This is a genomic window from Cohnella endophytica, assembly GCF_003628305.1.
Classification (GTDB): Bacteria; Bacillota; Bacilli; order Paenibacillales; family Paenibacillaceae; genus Cohnella; species Cohnella endophytica.
The window spans coordinates 218312-237558 of record NZ_RBZM01000005.1; the positions used below are offsets into that span (position 1 = coordinate 218312).

Here is a 19247-nt window from a genome sequence, read left to right on the forward strand (position 1 = left end):
GTTTTTGTGTTACGATGGAACAATCGGAAGACAAGGACTTAAGTCATGTACGAAGGAGGGTCCGATATGAATCAAGTGGACCGGATATTAGAGGGTGCTCTGCAAGGCAACAGACTCCAAATGGAAGATATTGTTGCGTTGTTCGAGAGCGATGAAATAGAGAAGATGGGACATACGGCGAACTTGCTGATGCAACGTAAACATCCCGAACCGATTACGACGTTCGTCGTCGGCCGTAACGTCAATTACACGAATATATGCGACGTGTATTGCCGCTTCTGCGCGTTCTATCGAGCGCCGGGTTCCAAGGAAGGCTACGTGCTCTCCGACGATCTGATCTTCCAGAAAATCCAGGAGACGATCGATGTCGGAGGAACCGAAATTCTTATGCAGGGTGGCACGAATCCGGACTTGCCCTTTAGCTATTATTTGGATTTGCTGCGCGCGATCAAGGTGCGATTCCCGCAGATAACGATGCATTCGTTCTCGCCCGCGGAAATTCGCAAGATGCAGGTCGTTGCCGGCAATATTCCTCTGGAGGATGTCGTGCGTCAGCTTCACGAAGCCGGATTGGATTCGCTTCCCGGCGGAGGAGCGGAGATTCTCGACGATCGGACGCGCCAGAAGATCAGCCGTCTCAAGGGCACTTGGCGCGACTGGATGGACGTCATGACGACCGCCCATAAGATCGGCATGAATACGACGGCGACAATGGTTATCGGTTTCGGCGAATCGATGGAAGAGCGAGCTTTGCATTTGCTCCGCGTTCGCGAAGCGCAAGACGAGTGCATCGGCAACGGCTATCCTTCCACCGGCTTCTTGGCATTTATTCCATGGACGTTCCAGCCGGAGAATACGAACATGAAGCGCGTTAAAGCAACGCCGGAGGAATACTTGAAGACGCTGGCGATAAGCCGTATCGCGCTCGACAACATTTCTAACTTCCAATCTTCATGGGTTACGATGGGGCCGGAGATCGGCAAGCTATCGTTATCTTACGGATGCAACGATTTCGGCAGCACGATGATCGAGGAGAACGTCGTCTCCGCCGCGGGAACGACGCACAAGGTAAATATTAGCTCTACGTTGCAGATCATCCGCGAAGCAGGCAAAATTCCCGCGCAACGGGATACGAAATACCGCACCCTTAAGGTTTATCATGAGAACGATACGGTAGCTCACGATTTCGTCATGCAGAACTAATTACCCCATAACCTTCGATACCTAAAAAGCAAAGGAACCGCCGATTCGGCAGTTCCTTTGCTTTTTATCGTACTAAGCCTTGAAATTCGAATTGTTGTACACGCTTGCGGCCAGTGCGGTGCGGTTCTTTCCGGAATGCTTCGCATCGTACAGGGCCGCGTCGGCACCTTGGAACAAAACTTCTTTGCCCATGCCTGGCGAATAGGCGTTCAGTCCGATGCTAACCGTTACGTTAAGCCCATGGATCGCTTCATGACTTGTCGCGGCGATGGCTTGCCGGATTTCCTCGGCAAGGTCGAACGCGTCTTGAAAGCTCTTCTCCGTGAATAACAGGACGAATTCTTCCCCTCCGTATCGGGCGACGATGTCGTTAATGCCGGCCTTGGACCGGGCGATCGAGGCGACGCTGCGCAATACTTCGTCTCCGGCTTTATGGCCGTAAGTGTCGTTTACCTTTTTGAAATTATCGATATCCATGACGGCCAAGTAAAGGGAAATTCGGTCATTGTCCGCTTGTACGACGAGATGATCGGTAAATTCGTGATAAGCCATATGGTTATAGGTGTCGGTTAGCGCATCCGTCTTCGCCAGCTTGTCCATCAAGATCGTTCGGACTAGCAATTCTTGGTTGGATTCGTAGGAAGTGTGAAGATGCTTCAGAAGTTCTCTGCCTCGGGCCAGTACTCCGAACGCGATCCCGCTATAGACGAGCAGAATGGAAGCCATCGTCAGTACGCCGACATAAGAAACTCTCTGGTGGATATCGGAATTAAAAGCGTGCAAGAACAGCAAGGAGATAACGGTATTAAAAATAGCGAAGAGCAACTTTTTATATTGGAAATAAAAAATGCTGATCATGATGGGGAAAAAAAGAAAGAACAGGAGATACTCCAATGAGGAATGGATGGCCGTGATCGTGACCGTAAGAAACGTGGCCGAAGTAATCAACACGTAGTCGTGGTGCTTAGGCAAATAACGGACTCCGATTTCCGCGAGCACGACGATGAAAGCCATGATCGCCGTCGGCCTTACGATATAGGAGGGGATGAACTCTCCCGCAGGGAGTTGCGTGACGAGTAAGAACGAGCATTCCAATAGGACGGAGATGATCAGGACGGCCCAGTAGCTCTTAAGGAGCAGGCGATTCCAACGGGCTTGATTAATTTCGAGCGAGGGCAAAGGCATAAGGACTTCCTTTCACAATCAAACTTCATAAAATATACCATATCCAATAAGCCATCGTATATCCTTTTTTGGGTCACCATATAGTAAGTATCAAGCTCGGAGGTTGGAGGTGAGGAGTTGAAGAAGGTGGAATTCGTCGTGAAACACGGGAATGATTACCCTTCGCTGGAACGTCTTGCAGGCATGCTCAACCGAACGCTCGTAGGAACGGAAAATCCCGTGGACAGCGTGCAGTGGGAGTTATGTCAGGAAGACGGAATGATACGCTGCCAATTTCCTTTGGGACCCGGACCACAAGACAAAAAAAGCTATTGCGACAGGGTGGGTCGCGTGCTTGCGGAATATACGCTATCCGATCAAGAGCCTTCGTTGCTTCGCGGCATGTTCCGTTCGCGGTTCGGCCTTAAGGACGAGGTGGAAACCGATGCTCTCATCGGAGAAGCCGTCTCCTTGCTCGACGGGGAGCCTGAAATCGGGGAGAACTGGATGGGACGGGGCAGGGAACGCCGACTTCAGAAGCTCGCAATTCGGTTCTCCCATTATCTGGAGGATAATGAGCGAATTCACCTGGATGGCTTCCTTCGATTCCGCTTATCCGAGTACCGTGCCGAAGTGCAAGAGGCGGCGGAAACGGCGATCGAGGAAAGACTGATGGAGAAGCAATACCAGGAGTTCATGTCGCTCTTGAAAACGATGGTGGAATGGCAGGAGGCGAAAACTTCGACCGTGCATGTGCTCCATGGCGGCGGTCATGCCTTCCGGTTGTTGGACGAAGAGATGCGTCCGCTCGAGCAAGACGCTTCCGACGATAAAAGCGACGCAATGGAAAGCTTTGGCGAAGAAGAACAGGAGGAAGAAAGCAGGGTCGTAAGCCGACTGTTGGCGGCTTCTCCACGACAGCTCTATATCCACACGCCCGAGCCGGAATCCCAGGTAATCCGAACGATCATGGGTATATTCGGGGACCGCGCGGCGGTGTATCCCGGCTTGCCCGCTCATTAGATAAGATATTTCGGTGCCACTTGACTGCACCCGCTTAAGCTCGATATAATGATCGATATCAATCCACAAACCCCAAGCGTTGAGAAAGCCAACGATGCCGGAGATGGACGGACCAGAGAGAGGAACCTAGGCTGAAAGTTCCTTCCGCAACCGACTTGCATTGACCCCTTTCGAGCAGCCGGGATGAATTCGCGAAGTTTAGATACTTCGCGTTAGTATTCCTAGCCGGATCATGACCGATATCTCATGCCAGAGGACCGAGTACGCTGTATCGGTTAATGGAGGGTGGAACCACGGGCCGCACAGAGCACCCGTCCCTTTCGGGACGAGGTGTTTTTTTGTTTCCCAAAATACGATTAGGAGGTATTCGGAATGTCTGTTCAAGTAAAATTGCCGGATGGCGCGGTTCGCTCGTACGATGCCGGCGTGTCGGTCGAAGACGTCGCGTTCTCGATTAGCCCCGGCTTGAAGAAGGTCGCGGTCGCAGGCAAAGTAGACGGTAAAGTGGTGGACTTGAATACGCCATTATCGGGCGAAGTAGCCTTGGAAATCATTACGTTGGATAACGCCGACGGGCTCGAAGTTATGCGTCACAGCACCGCGCATTTGTTGGCTCAAGCGATTAAACGCATCTACGGCGGAGATAAGGTTAAGCTCGGAATCGGACCCGTCATCGAAGACGGTTTCTATTACGATATCGATATGGAGCAACCGATATCTTCGGAAGATCTCGTTCTGATCGAGAAGGAAATGGACAAAATCGTCAAGGAAAACTTAACGATCTCCAGACGCGAAGTGAGTCGCGAGGAGGCTTTGCGCATTTTCGAGGAAATCGCAGATCCTTACAAAATCGAGTTAATCAACAATTTGCCGGAAGACGCGGCGATCACGATCTACGACCAAGGCGAATTTTTCGACCTTTGCCGCGGCCCGCATCTGCCCTCGACCGGCCGCATCAAGTCGTTTAAGCTGCTTAGCGTTGCCGGCGCTTACTGGCGCGGAGACAGCAAGAACAAGATGCTGCAGAGAATCTACGGCACGGCGTTCGCCAAAAAAGCGGAGCTCGACGAGCATCTGCATTTCCTCGAAGAAGCGAAGAAACGGGATCACCGCAAATTGGGCCGCGAGCTCAAAATGTTTACGTTCTCCCGCGAAGTCGGTCAGGGCTTGCCGATCTGGCTTCCCTACGGCGCGAAGGTTCGTCAAACGTTGGAGCGCTATATCGTCGATCTGGAAGAAAAATTGGGCTATACGCACGTCTATACTCCGGTGCTCGCGAACGTAGACTTGTATAAGACATCGGGCCACTGGGAGCACTATCAGGAAGACATGTTCCCTAAGATGGTGCTGGATAACGAAGAACTGGTACTGCGTCCAATGAACTGCCCTCACCATATGATGGTGTACAAGAGCGAGATGCGCAGCTATCGCGATCTTCCGGTACGCGTGGCGGAGCTCGGAACGATGCATCGCTACGAGATGTCGGGAGCCTTGACGGGCTTGCATCGCGTACGGGCCATGACGTTGAACGACGCCCACATTTTCTGCCGTCTGGATCAGATCAAAGAAGAATTCACCCGCGTCGTGAACTTGATTCGCCAAGTGTACGAAGACTTCGGTATCAAGGAATATCGTTTCCGCCTCTCTTACCGCGATCCGAAGGACACGGAAAAGTACTGGCCGGACGACGAAATGTGGGAGACGACGCAGCGGATGCTGCGCGAAGTCGCAGAAGAGCTGGACTTGCCGTTCTTCGAAGCGGAAGGCGAAGCCGCATTCTATGGACCGAAGCTCGACGTGCAGATCAAAACCGCTCTCGGCAAAGAAGAGACTTTGTCCACCGCGCAGATCGACGTCCTATTGCCTGAGCGCTTCCAGTTGGAGTATGTCGGCGACGACGGGAAAAAGCATCGCCCGGTCGTCATCCACCGCGGCATCATCAGCACGATGGAGCGCATGACCGCGTTCTTGCTGGAGAACTTCGCGGGCGCGCTTCCTCTCTGGTTATCGCCGGTGCAGGCGAAGCTGATCCCGGTCAATCCGGTCTACGAGCCTTACGTAAAAGAAGTCCAAGAGAAACTGCAACGCGCCGGAGTTCGCGTCGAATCCGACTTGCGCAATGAAAAGCTGGGATATAAAATTCGCGAAGCCCAGTTAGAGAAAGTACCGTATATGCTCGTTATCGGAGAAAACGAATCCCTTAACGGCACCGTATCCGTTCGCCGCCGTGGCGAAGGGGATCTCGGAGCGCAATCGGTCGAACAATTCGTGGAACGAATTACAGGCGAAATTACATCCAAACGCATCGATTAAAAATAATTGCATATTATTATAAAAGCGCCCATAAACATTAACTGCTTATGGGCGCTTTGTTTATGAGCTCTTCTAATAATTACATGTCGGATATTTACTATTAAATGGTAAATATTCTCTTTTTATTGCGTTTATGATAGAATATAAATACTTCAAATATGCATCCTTTTAGGAGTGGCTGGATACATGAATTTCCTCCGTGATTCTAATATTCCGGAAGCGTTCTGGTCAGAAGATGAAGTGTTAGGCGAACTGTATTCCCAAATGCTTAAAGTCGTTCGCCATAAGCTATGGCATAAGAACGATGCGGTCGATGTGGTACAGGAAGCTTGGGTACGGATCCTGGAGAAGAAATCCACGCTACGTCACAAAGAGAAGCTGATTCCTTGGGCCAAAGCCATCGCATCCAACCTAGCCTCGAACGCGAATCGGGCAAGGCGCCACGAAAGAATCGACGATCATCCGGGAGTAGAGATTGCCAGCACGAGATCGGATTATGACCCGGAATCGATGATGGAACTGTCCGATCTGTTAGGGCAGTTGGATCCTGTAACGCGTACGCTGCTTCTGTATAAGTTCTATTACGGGTTGAAGGATGCCGAAATCGCGACCGTGCTGCAATTGCCCGTCGGCACCGTAAAAGCCCGGATTCACCGCAGCAAAGCAAAAATTAAAACTCGATTCGAAGACGACAACAGATATACATAATCGAATTCCTCTCTGTCCATCCTAGGGGTGGAGGTGAGGAAAACAGTGGGTAAAAACAAAAAACAAAAATCGGGAAACAATAACGCCTTCCAGACGGAATTCGCTTCCGAAAACGGAAGCTCCGGCGCGGCGAATAAAGCCGCCCAGAAAAGTAACAATCAATCCAATCGTTAATGTTGACTGGATGAGTTGTGGGAAGAAAGTTAACTAAAAATCGCGTTTTTTAGAGAGGGACCCCAAGGGTCTCTTTCTTTTTGCATATTTGCGAGTTATAATGTTAGGAAAACTAACGCAACTCGACAAATGATGGGGTTGGAGTGGTGAGAGATGGCGCAATGGCAGCATTGGCTTAAGAAAAATGGGGAACAAATTCGCAAGCTTCGGATTGCTCGTCCGATTCAATCGGAAGGCCCATCGTCGAAAGGGAATTCTCAGGATGCGGGGAAACCCGATGCGCTTCGTCACTTGATCGAAGAGGCCGTCGTTATCTCTGACCGACTTCAAGCCGCCGTGTCGGAAGTGGAATCGAGTATGGGGCAACTGAACTCGATCGCCAATCGTTCTTCGGAACAAGAGGAGCATCTTCGGAACAACAGCAAGACGGCAATGTACCGGTTGGAGGAAGCTTTCTCCGCGCTTCAAGAAGTGTCCGCGGCTTCGCAGGAAATTCGAGGCGCAACGGAAGAGCTCAGCTCGCAAAGCCGGGTTACGAGAGACGTCGTCGTTGAAGTATGCCGATCCCTCAACCATACGGACGAAGTGATGAACGACCTTTCCAAAAATCACGGAGCGATGGAAGAACGCGTCAACGAGCTGATTGCCCAGGCTTCAAAGATTACGGAAATCAACGCTTTCATTCAAGAAATCGTAACCCAGACGTCTTTGTTGGCGTTAAACGCGGCAATCGAGGCGGCTCATGCGGGGGAGCACGGTCGAGGGTTCTCGATCGTAGCCCAAGAAATCCGGAAGCTCGCGGAACAGAGCGGGCAAGCCGTCAAACGTTCTACCGGTATCGTACAAAATATCGGCGAAGGTATTCGCCAAGTGGTCGGTTCGGTCGATCAGGAGAAAAAATCCGTTTCTCTGGGACTTGCGGAAATGAATAAAACCCGCGAAAAGATGGACGTGATCTTCAACTCTTTTCTCCAAGTAGATCAGCATGTAAGTAAAACTTTGGAATTCGCGATCGAGCAAACGGAACGGACGACGGCCGCGAACGGAATGCTGGAAGAAGTCGTCGAATCCGTGGGATTGACGATCGGCAGCGTGGATAACACGCTAGAGCAGAATAAGCGGCAACGTGCGGAGATCGGCAATCTAGGACGGGTATCCAAGCAACTGAAAGAATCTTCCGACGAGCTTGTCGAAGCGGTCCAAACCGCGGGCGGCAGGTTGTGGATGGGGTCGGTAGCGGCAGATACGACGAGATGGATCGATCTGTTGCGCGCTATAATAGCCGATCCCGAGCTTGCCGGAATGACGGAAGAGACTCATCGTAAACTCCTTGGAAGCTGGCTCGATCGTACGAAAGGAATGGAAGCGGTCTGGTCCAATCGGAGCGACGGTTCCTTCGTATATTCGGAGCCGGCCGCCGGCTTGCTTAACGCCAGGGGGCGCGAGTGGTGGAAGCACGCGATGGACGGAGAGACGTTTGTCTCGGAAGTGTATATATCCGCAATTACGAAGAAACCTTGCTTGACGGTATCCATGCCTCTGAAACGCGGAGATGGTTCGGCATACGGGGTCGTCGGAATAGACATTACGGTAGCATGATTAAATTCCAGGCAGGTGATCGGGGATGACAGAGGCAGTGCCTTCGCTCCCGGGGGAGGCGGTTTCCCGGCGAAAAACCGCGGAAATCCACTCCTTGTTGGCGGCGCTCATCGCTAAGCGAGAACAGGAAATCGCGGAAATCGAACAAATGGTAGAGCGGTACGAACGACGTAGAAGTCTCGAGGAGCAAGCTTATCGTTCCATGTCCGCGTTTCGCCGGATGTTATCGGGCAAGAAACCGGACCATCATCTTGCTCTTGAATATATTCATTACGTAAAGAGACCGTTAGAGAAGGCGAGAACGCTTCGCCTTGAAGTGTCTAATTATCAAGCGATGTTTAGCGGTTCCGTCCCGGCCGAGATTCCAGATCACCTCGATGGATAACCGAATAGAAAATATAAAAAAGCAGCCCTTGCGGCTGCTATTTGCAATTGCGGATTTAACTGTTTCTAAGCTTCTCGATATCGAGGAAATCGTGTTCTTGGCTGTAGGCGGGAACGCCATGAATGCCGATATCCAATCCGACCAGCTCTTCGTCCCGCGAAACGCGCACGGGCTGAAACTTCCGGATGAGCTTAAGAACGAGCCAGGTCAAGATGAAGCCCCATACGGCAACGACGAGTAGTCCGAGAGCTTGGACGCCGAGCAAATGCCAGCCGCCCCCGTAGAGGAGTCCGGAGTAAGCGGAAGTACCAGGCATAGCGAACAACCCGACCGCGATCGTACCGATGCTTCCGCTAATCCCGTGTACGGCGAAGGCTCCGACGGGGGCGTCGACACCGCGATTCTCCAGCCATTCGCTAGCGAGTACCATGGCGATTCCGGAAACCGAGCCGATCAGGATCGCCGCGGCATCGGAGACGAAGGCGCAGCCCGCGGTGATACCGACAAGCCCCGCCAATGCACCGTTGATGACCATCGGAGGGTCCGCTTTCCGGTAACGGAACATCGTGAACAGAATACATGTCGCGCAACCGGCCGCGGAGGCCAGCATAGTCGTTACGGCAATGTGGCCGATATTGTCGTTGGTTGCGCTAAGCGTGCTGCCCGAATTGAAGCCGAACCAGCCGAACCAAAGGATGAAGGCGCCGACGGACGCGAGCGGGAGATTGGATGGAGGGACGATATTGATTTTCCCGTCCGGACCGAATCTGCCGATTCGGGGACCGATGAATAAAGCCGCGGCAAGAGCTGCGAAGCCGCCTAGCGCATGAATGGCTGCCGATCCGGCAAAGTCGATCATTCCGAGCTTGGCCAGCCATCCGTTGGACGACCATATCCAGTGGCCCGAGATCGGATAGATCAACCCGGTCATGAAAATCGTATATAAGATATAAGCTCGAAAATGGATACGTTCCGCAACTGCGCCGGAAACGATAGAGATAACCGCGATTACGAACGCGCACTGGAACAGCCAATACGTATCGTGGGAAATATTCAAGGAAAGATGTGTCAGGTCTCCTCCCATAAAAAATCCGCTTAGGCCAATTAAGCTGGCTTCGTCTTTTCCGTACATGAAAGCGAATCCGATGGCGTAGAACACGAGCGCTCCGAACGCGATGTCGACGAATACTTTCATTATGATGCTGACGGCGTTTTTCTGGCGGACGAATCCGGCTTCCAGAAGGGCGAATCCGCCTTCCATCAGCAGGATCATCGCAGCGGTAAGGACAACCCAGATCGTATCCGTGCCACGTGATAATTGCTCGATATCCATCCTTTTATCACCTAATCTCTCGTCAATATCTCACATGCGTCGAATAAATTCGAACTCATTATATAGTGGGGAGTTACCTAAGTCAACGGATAATGTAATAATAATTGACATGTATTCGTATGGAGAATCAATGCGCCTCGGTCTGGAGACCGATGCGAAGTTACGTCCCCCGCCGCTGTTGTCCCTGGCGACGGTTTCGTTATACTGGTAACAGGATAAGACGTTAGCAATCATTGGAGGAAAAGGCCATGCATTCATCGATCGTACACCGCATGTTATGGGGAACCCTTATCGTGGCGGTCGGCGTTATTTATTTGTGCAACCAATTGGGAATTACGGATTTGAGCATCGGGGAAATCTTCTCGACGTACTGGCCGATCATATTGATCGTCGTAGGCTTGCAAGGATTGTTGCTCCAACATAAGGGAGGGGTTTGTTGGAACGGCATTACGATAGCGGCAGGCTTCTATTTCCTCGGACGAAACCTGATGTGGTTCCATAAGGATCTCTCCGATGTCGTGCGGATGATAGCGCCCGTTGCGATTATTATCTTCGGTATTTGTTTTATTTTACGCGGTAACGGTCGTTCCGGCAGGCGGAGACGCCGCGAAAGGAATAGGGAGAGATGGAACCCGATCGTCCCTCCGGTGCCGCCATCGCCATCCGGACCCCCTCCCGCGCCGCCGGAATGGGATGAATTCGAGCGTCCTAAGCAACCGAAAATTTCTTTAGACAAAACATTTTCGCAGCAGCCGAACAATTCCGATTTCGTCGATAGAAAATCGAATGAAGGCCATGATCGTCATCATGATCGGCACGGTTGGTGGAACGATCGCGATTGGAACCATTCAGATCGCGACAATCACAGCCGTTTCATCGGGGACGCGCACTTCGGCAGCGATTACTGGGAATTGCGCCCGATGAACATATCGCATTTTATCGGAGATACGACGTTGGATCTAACGAAAGCCCAGATCCCGTTCGGCGAGACCAAGATCAATATCTCTTCGTTTATCGGCGACGTGAAGGTGTATGTCCCGAACGATATCGGCATAGGGATCCGGGTCATCTCCAGTTGCTTGATCGGTGACGTGAAGGTACTCGAAGAGAAGCGGGGAGGATTGTTCAACCAAATGTCCGTCTCGACTCCCGGCTATGCGGACTCCGATAAACGCGTGGTGCTCGTCGTTAGTAGTTTAATCGGCGACGTACGCGTTACGAAGGTAGGTTAACGGGATGATCAAGCGAGTCCGAACGAGCAAGTGGGAGGCGGCCATCCATTCCGGTCTCATGACGCTGATTTTGTTAACCGTCGTCTATTACGGTTGGGTCGGCTTGATGTATAATCCCCCGCGGTTGGAAACTTGGTTCGGGTGGACGTTCGTCATCGTCCTAGGACAAATCGGATTGACTTATTGGGTCGGGCAACGCACCCAGCGAAAGCTGGAGCAAATGCTTCTCGCGATGAAGCAGGCTTCGGCGGGGAATTGGGATTCAAGGCTGCCGGTCGTCGAAGGAGACGCGTTCGCGGGCGTGAATCGAGAGTTTAATGAGATGCTCGGACAGTTGGAATCGCGTCTTAAGCTGCTTCAACAGCTTGGAGAAAAAGACGTCATGGAGGAAGCGACTTCGCATGAGGCTGCCGTGCTGGAAGAGAGAAAGCGGCTGGCGCGAGACCTTCACGATTCCGTGAGTCAGCAGCTGTTCGCGCTTCACATGTCCGCGTCTTCGTTACCGAAGCTGCTGGAACGGGATCGGGAGCATGCGGAGAAGGTGATGGAGCAGCTCATCGGAATGTCTTCCACGGCGCAACGTCAGATGCGCGGATTGATCGCTCAGTTAAGGCCGATGGAGCTGCAAGGAAAAACGTTGGAAGAAGCCTTAAACCGTTGGTTTCCGGATTACTGCAGGCAAAACGGATTACAGGGAACGTTGGAGATCCAATTACGTGGACGGTTATCCGAGGCGAAGGAACATCAACTATTCCTCGTTATCCAAGAAGCGATGGCCAACGTAGTCAAACATGCGGAGGCCAAAACCGTCCGTCTTATGTTAGGTGAAACGGACAAGCAAATTTCCTTATCTATAGAAGATAACGGTACAGGCTTCAGGGGAGAGCAGGTACGCGAAGGTGCATATGGGTTGTTCACGATGCGCGAACGGGCGCAGAAGCTTGGAGGCGAAGCTGAAATCGTCACGAAACCGGGTGCCGGTACGCGTGTGCGCGTATGGTTCCCTAAATTCGGCGAATAAAGGCCGACCAGGAGTCGACCTCATTAGAAACAAGGAGCGGATACGGATGTCGGAACTGTCGGTTGCCCCATGGAAGGTACTTATCGTTGACGATCACGAAATGGTTCGAATGGGATTGCGAACGTATTTATCTCTGGATTCCCGGTTTGAAGTCATCGGAGAAGCGAGCAGTGGCTTAGATGCGATCGAGACTTTAAGAAACGGAGGCTACGGTGGAGATTTGCCGCAGATCGTGCTCATGGATCTGATGATGCCGGGAATGAACGGCGTCGAGGCTACGCGGGCATTACTTGAACATTACCCCGGTTTTCGGATCATCATCTTGACGAGCTTCCTCGAAGACGAAAAAGTCGTAGTGGCGATCGAAGCGGGAGCCGTCAGCTATGTGCTCAAAACCGTCTCGGCAGAAGAATTGATCTATGCGATGCAAGGGGCGGTCAAGAATATGCCGGTCATGAGCGGCGATGTATCCCAAGCGTTAACTAGAGGGCTGCGCAAGCGGTCCGCGAGCCCCGACGTGGAAGGGTTGACCGAGCGGGAGCGCGAAGTGCTGTTATTGATTGCGGAAGGCAGGACAAATAAAGATATCGGCGACGAACTGCATATCAGCATTAAAACGGTCAAGACGCACGTTAGCAATTTATTGATGAAATGCGAATTGGAAGATCGCACTCAGCTTGCCATATTTGCGCATCGAAAAGGTTGGGCCAAAGAAGGATAAATGTCGCGCGAAGGGATATTCTAGTAAGAAAAAAAAGGGGGTTTCCCCGATATGCATAACCTCTCTTCCACGTTGACCACGCAAGTAACCGACTATTTGGAATCTAAGGACGCGCTACAGGGGCACGGTTTTACGCTCGGCGGAAATTGGGACTACGATCACGGCTCATTCGACTGCGCGCTCGACGATGCGAATAAGGTTTGGTTGCGGCTCCCGTTCGAGGTGACGGTAGGCAATCTAGATAGCGAAGCCCCGCGAAGCGATACGCAGATTCAATTCGGCGAACCCTATGTGTTAAAGCATTTATACAACGAAGGGGAGGATCACGAAGCACAACCTCGTGCTCTCGGGGCCTTCATGGATCAATTCTCCTCCCCCGTAGATCCCGACGACGAGATCGAATCGCGATGGATCGAGCAAGCCAAGCGAAAGCTAAACGAAGTGGAAGCCCTATATCCGGCATAACCGAAGCGGCACGCAAGTGCCGTTTCTTCATGATTGCATAGGAAGTACGTTTTTGTGGGCGCTTTTACTTCGTCTTCATTTCCGTTTAAGATAGTTTTAAGGAAACTGGTTTAGGATACAAATATGAAATGAAGAACGGCGCTAGCCTAGTGCGGCGCAAGGAGGCATAATATATGGAAGATCACGACAAAAAACCGGAAGAACTGCAGGGCTTCACATACGATCAGGAGAAGAGGGACGACCCGTACGCGGATGTGCGCAGGGAATCCGAGCCTTATACATTCGGTCCATACGGGCCTACTCAGCCGTCTTACGGACCTGAGCCGTCTAGAACCGTAGACGTAACGCCGTCCGCAACGAAAGAATATCGTCCGTTCACCGTTTCGGGAGGACCGGCGCGTAATGATTGGGGGGCTAAGCCTCCGCGTCGTTCGTCGTTCCGGGCAATTTTCGCGGCTTTCATGGCAGGGGTCATCGTCGTCGGCGGATTAATGTATGCGTCCGATAAGGGGAATTGGTTCAGCAACACTACGTTCGGCGGAAGTTCGATCGTCCAGGACGCAGCCGTCAAACCGGCGAGCAGCACGGTAAGCAACGCGGGAGATGTCGTCCGGCCTAATAACATCGCTAAGATCTTCGAGCAATCCTCTCCGGCGGTCGTGAAGATCGAGACTTACGCGGCGCAACAACAAGGCGGAAGTAGCCTTTGGGACGACGATTTCTTCCGCCAATTTTTCGGGGATAACGGTAGCGGCAATAATGGCGGGAATAGCGGCAACGGTGGAACACAAGGTGAATTACAGCCAAGCGGCATGGGATCGGGCTTTATTTTCGACTCCACCGGTTATATCTTGACGAACCAACATGTTATTAACGGGGCGAGCGAGATCAAAGTTACGCTTGAGGGTCACGATAAGCCTTACACGGCCAAATTGCTCGGTTCCAGCTTTGATCTCGATCTAGCGGTTTTGAAAATCGAAGGCACCGACTTCCCCACCTTGAAATTGGGCGATTCCAGTAATCTGAACATGGGAGACTGGGTAGTCGCGATCGGGAATCCGTACGGCTTCGAGCATACGGTTACCGTAGGCGTTCTGAGCTCCAACGAGCGTAAGATCAAAATCGACGATACGAGCGGCACCCGCAATTACGAGCATTTGCTGCAGACGGACGCTTCGATCAATCCGGGGAACTCCGGCGGACCGCTCCTGAACTTGCAAGGCGAGGTAATCGGGATTAACACCGCCGTTAGCTCCCAAGCGCAAGGAATCGGTTTCGCGATCCCGACGAGCACGATCCAGTCCGTTCTCGAGAACTTGAAGAATAATACCAAAATACCGGTTAAGCCTTCTCCGTTCATCGGCGCTACCCTGACGAATCTAACTAAAGATATCGCGCAGCGTCTGGAGATCGACGAGAATACGAAAGGCGCGTTCGTTACGGAGATTATGTTCAATACTCCGGCTTACAAGGGCGACTTGCGTCAATATGATGTCATTACGGGTATGAATGGCAAAGATTACGCGACCACTGATACCTTAATCGCCGAGATTCAGAAGAGCAAGGTTGGCGATAAAGTGACGCTCGACGTCATCCGCAGCGGTAAGAAGATCGAAGTCACCGTCGAAATCGGCGACAAAAACGAATATACCAACAAGCAATAAAAGATACCGAATAGAGAAGCGCAGTGGAGCGGGAAACCGAACGAATTGGTTATCCCGCTCTTCGTTGTAAGAGGAGGACGAGCCCTATGAGACCCCATATCGCGGTCATTGACGACGATGAGAAAATTACGGCACTGCTTCGGCGCAGCTTGGCGTTCGAGGGGTTTGAGATTACGACCGCGCCCGACGGCGCGGAAGGACTGAAGTTGCTCAGCCAGAGGCAGGTCGATCTCGTGATCTTGGACGTGATGATGCCGAGGATGGACGGCTGGGAAGTATGCCGGCGGCTGCGCGAAGCGGGAATTACGTCGCCGGTTCTCATGCTTACGGCCAAGGATGAAGTAACGGACAGAGTTAAAGGCTTGGATATGGGCGCGGACGATTATTTGGTGAAGCCTTTCGCCTTAGAGGAATTGATGGCGCGCGTGCGCGCGCTGTTGCGTAGACGTTCCGACAAGACCGACGATATCGGCTATTTCCGATATGACGATCTGCTGCTCGACGTAGATGGACGCGAGACGCTGCGAGGCGACCGTCGGATCGAATTAACGGCCAAGGAATTCGACTTACTGCACCTGTTCATGCAAAATCCGAAACGAGTCCTGTCCAGGGATCTGATCATGGAACGGATATGGGGTTACGATTATAGCGGGGAGTCCAACGTGCTCGAGGTCTACGTCGCGATGCTTAGGCAGAAGCTGGAGGAGAGCGGCGAGAAACGGTTGATCCAAACCGTGAGAGGCGCCGGCTACGTGCTGAAGGGAGACAGCTGAGATGTCCATCCGGCTGAGATTGACGCTGTGGTATTCGGGATTGCTTGCGGTCGCGCTGATCGCATTCGGAATTATCATTTACGGTATCGTACAACGGAACACGATGGGCGAATTAAAGGATCAACTGAAGCAGGTATCCAGAGCGACCGAAATGGGATTGACGCGCGACAACGAGCTGCAGGTCAGCCTAGTCCCTCCGAGAGGCATTACATTCAGCAATATTTATATCCAAGTCGTTAATTATATGGGTTCTGTTCAAGGTACGGTTAGCACGAAATCGAACAACATGCGGCCAAGCCCGCAACGCGACGAGCTTACGTTCCCCCACTCCAGGCAAGACGAGATCCATTACAATTCCCGTTTCGTCAACGTCGAGGTGGAGGGAGCGCCATTCTTGATCATGGAAACTGCGTACAAATATCAAGATAATGTCGTCGCTCTGCTTCAGACCGGTGTCTTTTCCCGTTCAGAGATGCTCTTGCTTTCAAGACTGCGGACAATCATATGGTTCTCCGGAGTCGCCGGCGTCATCGCCGCCTTCCTGTTAGGCATGTTCCTCTCTCGCAAAGCTTTGCAACCGATCAACCGAGTGACTCAAGCGGCCGAGCGCATTCAGAGCGGCTTGGAGCTTGGAATTCGCATTCCACGCGAGAAGGCGAACGACGAGATCGGCAGGTTGACCGATACGCTGAACGGAATGCTGACGGGGCTGGAATGCGCCTACAAGACATTGGAAGACTCTAACACGGCTCAACGCCGGTTCGTGTCGGATGCGTCCCATGAGCTTAGGACCCCTCTTACAACGATTAGGGGCAACGTGGATTTGTTGGAGAAAATTTGGCAGGCGGACGAACGCTTCGGCGATGGAATAGAGGAAACGGAAGACGTCCGTGAAGGTAAACACGTGTTGTCGGAAGAAGAGAAACGCGAAATGTCCCTGGAATCGATCCGGGATATCGCGGACGAAGCTCGTAGGATGAGCGGCTTGGTTAACGATCTCCTTGCGCTGGCTAGAGCCGATGCGGGATACTCCGTCGAGATGGAGAGCGTGCCCTTGAAAGCTTTGGCGGAAGAAGCGGCTCGTCGCGCGGCGTTCCTGCCCCGCAAAGCGGAATGGCATGTCGGGCCGATCGACGCTCTTGAAGACGTTGAAGTGTGGGGGAATCGCGATTATTTGTTGCAACTGCTCTTTATACTGATCGAGAACGGCTTTAAATACACTCCTGCGGGCAGCGTAAGGCTGTACGCCACGAAATCGGGCAATTCCGTGGGTTTATCGGTCGCCGATACCGGAATCGGAATCGGAGCGGAAGAAGTCCCGCATATCTTCGAACGTTTTTATCGCGTCGATGTGTCCCGGGGAGAAACGTCGGGTACCGGACTGGGGCTATCCATAGCGAAATGGATCGCCGATCTTCATCACGGCAAGTTCGAGGTGATGACACGCCTTGGAGAAGGCACCGTGTTCACGTTGTGGCTGCCGATAATAGCGAAAAAAGAACTTGCATAGAGGGATAGGCTTGAAGGCGGCAAGACGTCCTGCGCAACGGGACGATCTTGCCGTCTTTTGCTTGCCGGTCTCCTTTTATCGGTACATGTAATAAGCTATAATAGACAAAAGAGATGAAACGCCCGGCACTCTCGATATATCGATCGGAATACGGGCGAGAAAGCAGGCGTTAGAGATGGAAGTCGTAAAAATATCCCCGAGGGGCTACTGCTATGGAGTAGTGGATGCGATGGTGCTCGCTTTGCAGACTGCCCGCAACCTAAATCTCCCTCGGCCGATCTATATATTGGGAATGATCGTTCATAATAGCCACGTGACCGAAGCGTTCAAGGATGAGGGCATCATTACGTTGGACGGTAGCGATCGGATGGAAATTCTGGAGAAAATCGAACAAGGCACCGTTATTTTCACGGCGCACGGAGTATCCCCGGAAGTTCGGAGAAGAGCTAAGGAGAAAGGATTGACCGTCGTTGATGCTACCTGCCCGGACGTAACGAAGACGCACGATCTCATTCGGGAGAAGGTAAGCGAAGGCTACGAGGTCATCTATATCGGGAAAAAAAACCACCCCGAACCGGAAGGCGCGATCGGGATCGCGCCGGGTCATGTTCATCTGATTGAACGTGAAGAAGATATTTTGAAACTGAAATTGGATACTTTACGTATTATCATTACGAACCAAACAACGATGTCCCAGTGGGACATCAAACATTTAATGGCGCTGCTGCTTGCCGCCTTCCCGACAGCGGAAATTCACAACGAAATATGCCTAGCTACGCAAGTTAGGCAGGAAGCGGTAGCCGAACAAGCCGGTGAGGCACAACTCTGCATCGTCGTAGGGGATCCCCGGAGCAACAACTCTAACCGCTTGGCTCAAGTATCCCAGGAAATCGCGGGAGTGCCCGCTTACCGGGTAGCGGACGTATCCGAGATCGAGCAGGAATGGCTTATGGGACTCGAACGTGTCGCCGTAACTTCCGGGGCGTCGACGCCTACCGCGCTTACGAAGGAAGTTATCGCCTATTTGGAGCAATTCGATTCGAACAATCCGGACACTTGGCCGATCCAACGTACGGTGAATCCGAATAAACTGTTACCGAACGTAAAAATCAAAGCGGCCGAGGGTAACTCCTAGCACAAAAGATTCGCGGTTTCATTCCAAGGAAGGAGCAACCCATGCAACGTCTTCAAAAGTTACGCCGTTGGCTGAAGTACAAATATATGATGTTGATCCGGGCTAAGGGCGGAGCTTCCATCGTCGCGATGGGTTTTGCGATCGGTCTCGCCATCGAGATGTTTACCTTGCCGACATTGGGGTTCGCTTTCGTCCTTATCTTTCCTTTGTGTTACCTGCTTAGAGGCAACTTGCCTGCGGCATTAATCGGTTTCGTCTTCGGCAAGGTCATCTACATCCCGATGATGTACCCCAACTCCAAAGTCGGAGGCTGGATTCTACCGAAGCATCTTTCGATTCAATTCCCTATATTTCCGGAGTGGGTTAATCATTTGCTGTTAACGAATTTGAAGCTCATCGTTGGCGGAATCGTCGATGGGATCATTCTCGGTTTACTCTGTTACTTCCCGATTCGGTATAGCTTGAACGCTTTTAAAGCCAAACGCAAAGAGAAGCGGAAAGCGAATCGGGCGAAACTAGATTCTATACGTTTGGGAGAATAAAAAAGTCGCGGTGGCGGAAGCCTCGCGGCTTTTTTTTATTTTATGATCGGAATATTAAATTTTAGAGAGTAACTGATGGGGGAGTTGTCATTATTTCACAATTCAATGTTACGAATTGTAAAAAATAACGTTAGAAATAGTCGTCAAGGTCTCTAATCGCATGATTCGTAAGCGCACTGTAAAGCGAGTGTTAATAAAGCGTTTTCATTTGTGTGTGTAGCGCATTTCTAAAATGAAATAGTTTTAGTTTACAAGGCAATCCTTGTCCGTTATATTGTAGGT

At 51.8% G+C, this 19247-nt stretch carries 18 protein-coding genes; 16 read left to right on the top strand and 2 right to left on the bottom strand.

Going from position 1 to position 19247, the window contains the following annotated elements:
• Nucleotides 1–66 precede the first annotated feature (66 nt).
• Nucleotides 67–1203 carry a cyclic dehypoxanthinyl futalosine synthase gene (gene mqnC / locus D7Z26_RS11330; protein ID WP_120976934.1) on the top strand — a complete coding sequence of 379 codons (1137 nt, stop codon included), beginning with the start codon at nucleotides 67–69 and terminating at the stop codon, nucleotides 1201–1203.
• Between the two features lie 72 nt (nucleotides 1204–1275).
• Here the strand turns inward: mqnC and D7Z26_RS11335 are convergent, their stop codons facing one another.
• Nucleotides 1276–2388, bottom strand: coding sequence for a GGDEF domain-containing protein (locus D7Z26_RS11335; protein ID WP_120976936.1), 1113 nt, complete (start codon nucleotides 2386–2388; stop codon nucleotides 1276–1278).
• Nucleotides 2389–2514: 126 nt separating this feature from the next.
• On the opposite strand from D7Z26_RS11335, the gene D7Z26_RS11340 reads away from it, so the two are divergent.
• The 6 genes from D7Z26_RS11340 (at nucleotide 2515) to D7Z26_RS11360 (ending at nucleotide 8569) form a co-directional block, all read left to right on the top strand.
• A complete protein-coding gene (locus D7Z26_RS11340; RefSeq protein WP_233566885.1) occupies nucleotides 2515–3390 on the top strand; it encodes a putative sporulation protein YtxC in 876 nt (291 codons plus the stop codon).
• Nucleotides 3391–3762: 372 nt separating this feature from the next.
• Entirely contained in the window at nucleotides 3763–5703 is a 1941-nt protein-coding gene (thrS, locus tag D7Z26_RS11345; protein WP_120976940.1) for a threonine--tRNA ligase, read from the top strand.
• 186 nt (nucleotides 5704–5889) lie between these two features.
• A complete protein-coding gene (locus tag D7Z26_RS11350; RefSeq protein WP_120976941.1) occupies nucleotides 5890–6411 on the top strand; it encodes an RNA polymerase sigma factor in 522 nt (173 codons plus the stop codon).
• Nucleotides 6412–6456: 45 nt separating this feature from the next.
• Nucleotides 6457–6585: a hypothetical protein gene (locus D7Z26_RS27925; protein ID WP_267900996.1), complete on the top strand. Its 129-nt coding sequence runs from the start codon at nucleotides 6457–6459 to the stop codon at nucleotides 6583–6585.
• A gap of 153 nt (nucleotides 6586–6738) precedes the next feature.
• Nucleotides 6739–8184, top strand: a complete 1446-nt coding sequence (locus tag D7Z26_RS11355; protein WP_120976943.1) for a methyl-accepting chemotaxis protein — start codon at nucleotides 6739–6741, stop codon at nucleotides 8182–8184.
• A gap of 25 nt (nucleotides 8185–8209) precedes the next feature.
• A complete protein-coding gene (locus tag D7Z26_RS11360; protein WP_233566810.1) occupies nucleotides 8210–8569 on the top strand; it encodes a hypothetical protein in 360 nt (119 codons plus the stop codon).
• A gap of 55 nt (nucleotides 8570–8624) precedes the next feature.
• Here D7Z26_RS11360 and D7Z26_RS11365 read toward each other — a convergent pair whose 3' ends face one another.
• Nucleotides 8625–9902, bottom strand: a complete 1278-nt coding sequence (locus tag D7Z26_RS11365; RefSeq protein ID WP_120976945.1) for an ammonium transporter — start codon at nucleotides 9900–9902, stop codon at nucleotides 8625–8627.
• 248 nt (nucleotides 9903–10150) lie between these two features.
• Here D7Z26_RS11365 and liaF point away from each other — a divergent pair, with 248 nt between their 5' ends.
• The 9 genes from liaF to D7Z26_RS11410 all read left to right on the top strand — a co-directional run bounded on the left by liaF (nucleotide 10151) and on the right by D7Z26_RS11410 (nucleotide 18965).
• Nucleotides 10151–11134, top strand: a complete 984-nt coding sequence (gene liaF / locus D7Z26_RS11370; protein WP_120976947.1) for a cell wall-active antibiotics response protein LiaF — start codon at nucleotides 10151–10153, stop codon at nucleotides 11132–11134.
• A 4-nt stretch (nucleotides 11135–11138) separates the two neighbouring features.
• Entirely contained in the window at nucleotides 11139–12155 is a 1017-nt protein-coding gene (locus tag D7Z26_RS11375) for a HAMP domain-containing sensor histidine kinase (RefSeq protein ID WP_120976949.1), read from the top strand.
• 46 nt (nucleotides 12156–12201) lie between these two features.
• Nucleotides 12202–12876 (top strand): response regulator, encoded by a 675-nt coding sequence (locus D7Z26_RS11380; protein ID WP_120976951.1) that lies wholly within the window; start codon nucleotides 12202–12204, stop codon nucleotides 12874–12876.
• Between the two features lie 51 nt (nucleotides 12877–12927).
• On the top strand, nucleotides 12928–13341 hold the full coding sequence (locus D7Z26_RS11385; RefSeq protein WP_120976953.1) for a YugN family protein: 414 nt from the start codon (nucleotides 12928–12930) through the stop codon (nucleotides 13339–13341).
• 173 nt (nucleotides 13342–13514) lie between these two features.
• Nucleotides 13515–15005 carry a S1C family serine protease gene (locus D7Z26_RS11390; RefSeq protein ID WP_120976955.1) on the top strand — a complete coding sequence of 497 codons (1491 nt, stop codon included), beginning with the start codon at nucleotides 13515–13517 and terminating at the stop codon, nucleotides 15003–15005.
• 86 nt (nucleotides 15006–15091) lie between these two features.
• A complete protein-coding gene (locus D7Z26_RS11395; RefSeq protein ID WP_120976957.1) occupies nucleotides 15092–15778 on the top strand; it encodes a response regulator transcription factor in 687 nt (228 codons plus the stop codon).
• Between the two features lies 1 nt (nucleotide 15779).
• On the top strand, nucleotides 15780–17288 hold the full coding sequence (locus D7Z26_RS11400; RefSeq protein ID WP_120976959.1) for a sensor histidine kinase: 1509 nt from the start codon (nucleotides 15780–15782) through the stop codon (nucleotides 17286–17288).
• Nucleotides 17289–17463: 175 nt separating this feature from the next.
• Complete coding sequence (locus tag D7Z26_RS11405; RefSeq protein ID WP_120976961.1) at nucleotides 17464–18423, top strand: 4-hydroxy-3-methylbut-2-enyl diphosphate reductase; 960 nt, start codon at nucleotides 17464–17466, stop codon at nucleotides 18421–18423.
• 41 nt (nucleotides 18424–18464) lie between these two features.
• Nucleotides 18465–18965 carry a DUF2062 domain-containing protein gene (locus D7Z26_RS11410; RefSeq protein ID WP_120976963.1) on the top strand — a complete coding sequence of 167 codons (501 nt, stop codon included), beginning with the start codon at nucleotides 18465–18467 and terminating at the stop codon, nucleotides 18963–18965.
• Nucleotides 18966–19247: the final 282 nt, after the last annotated feature.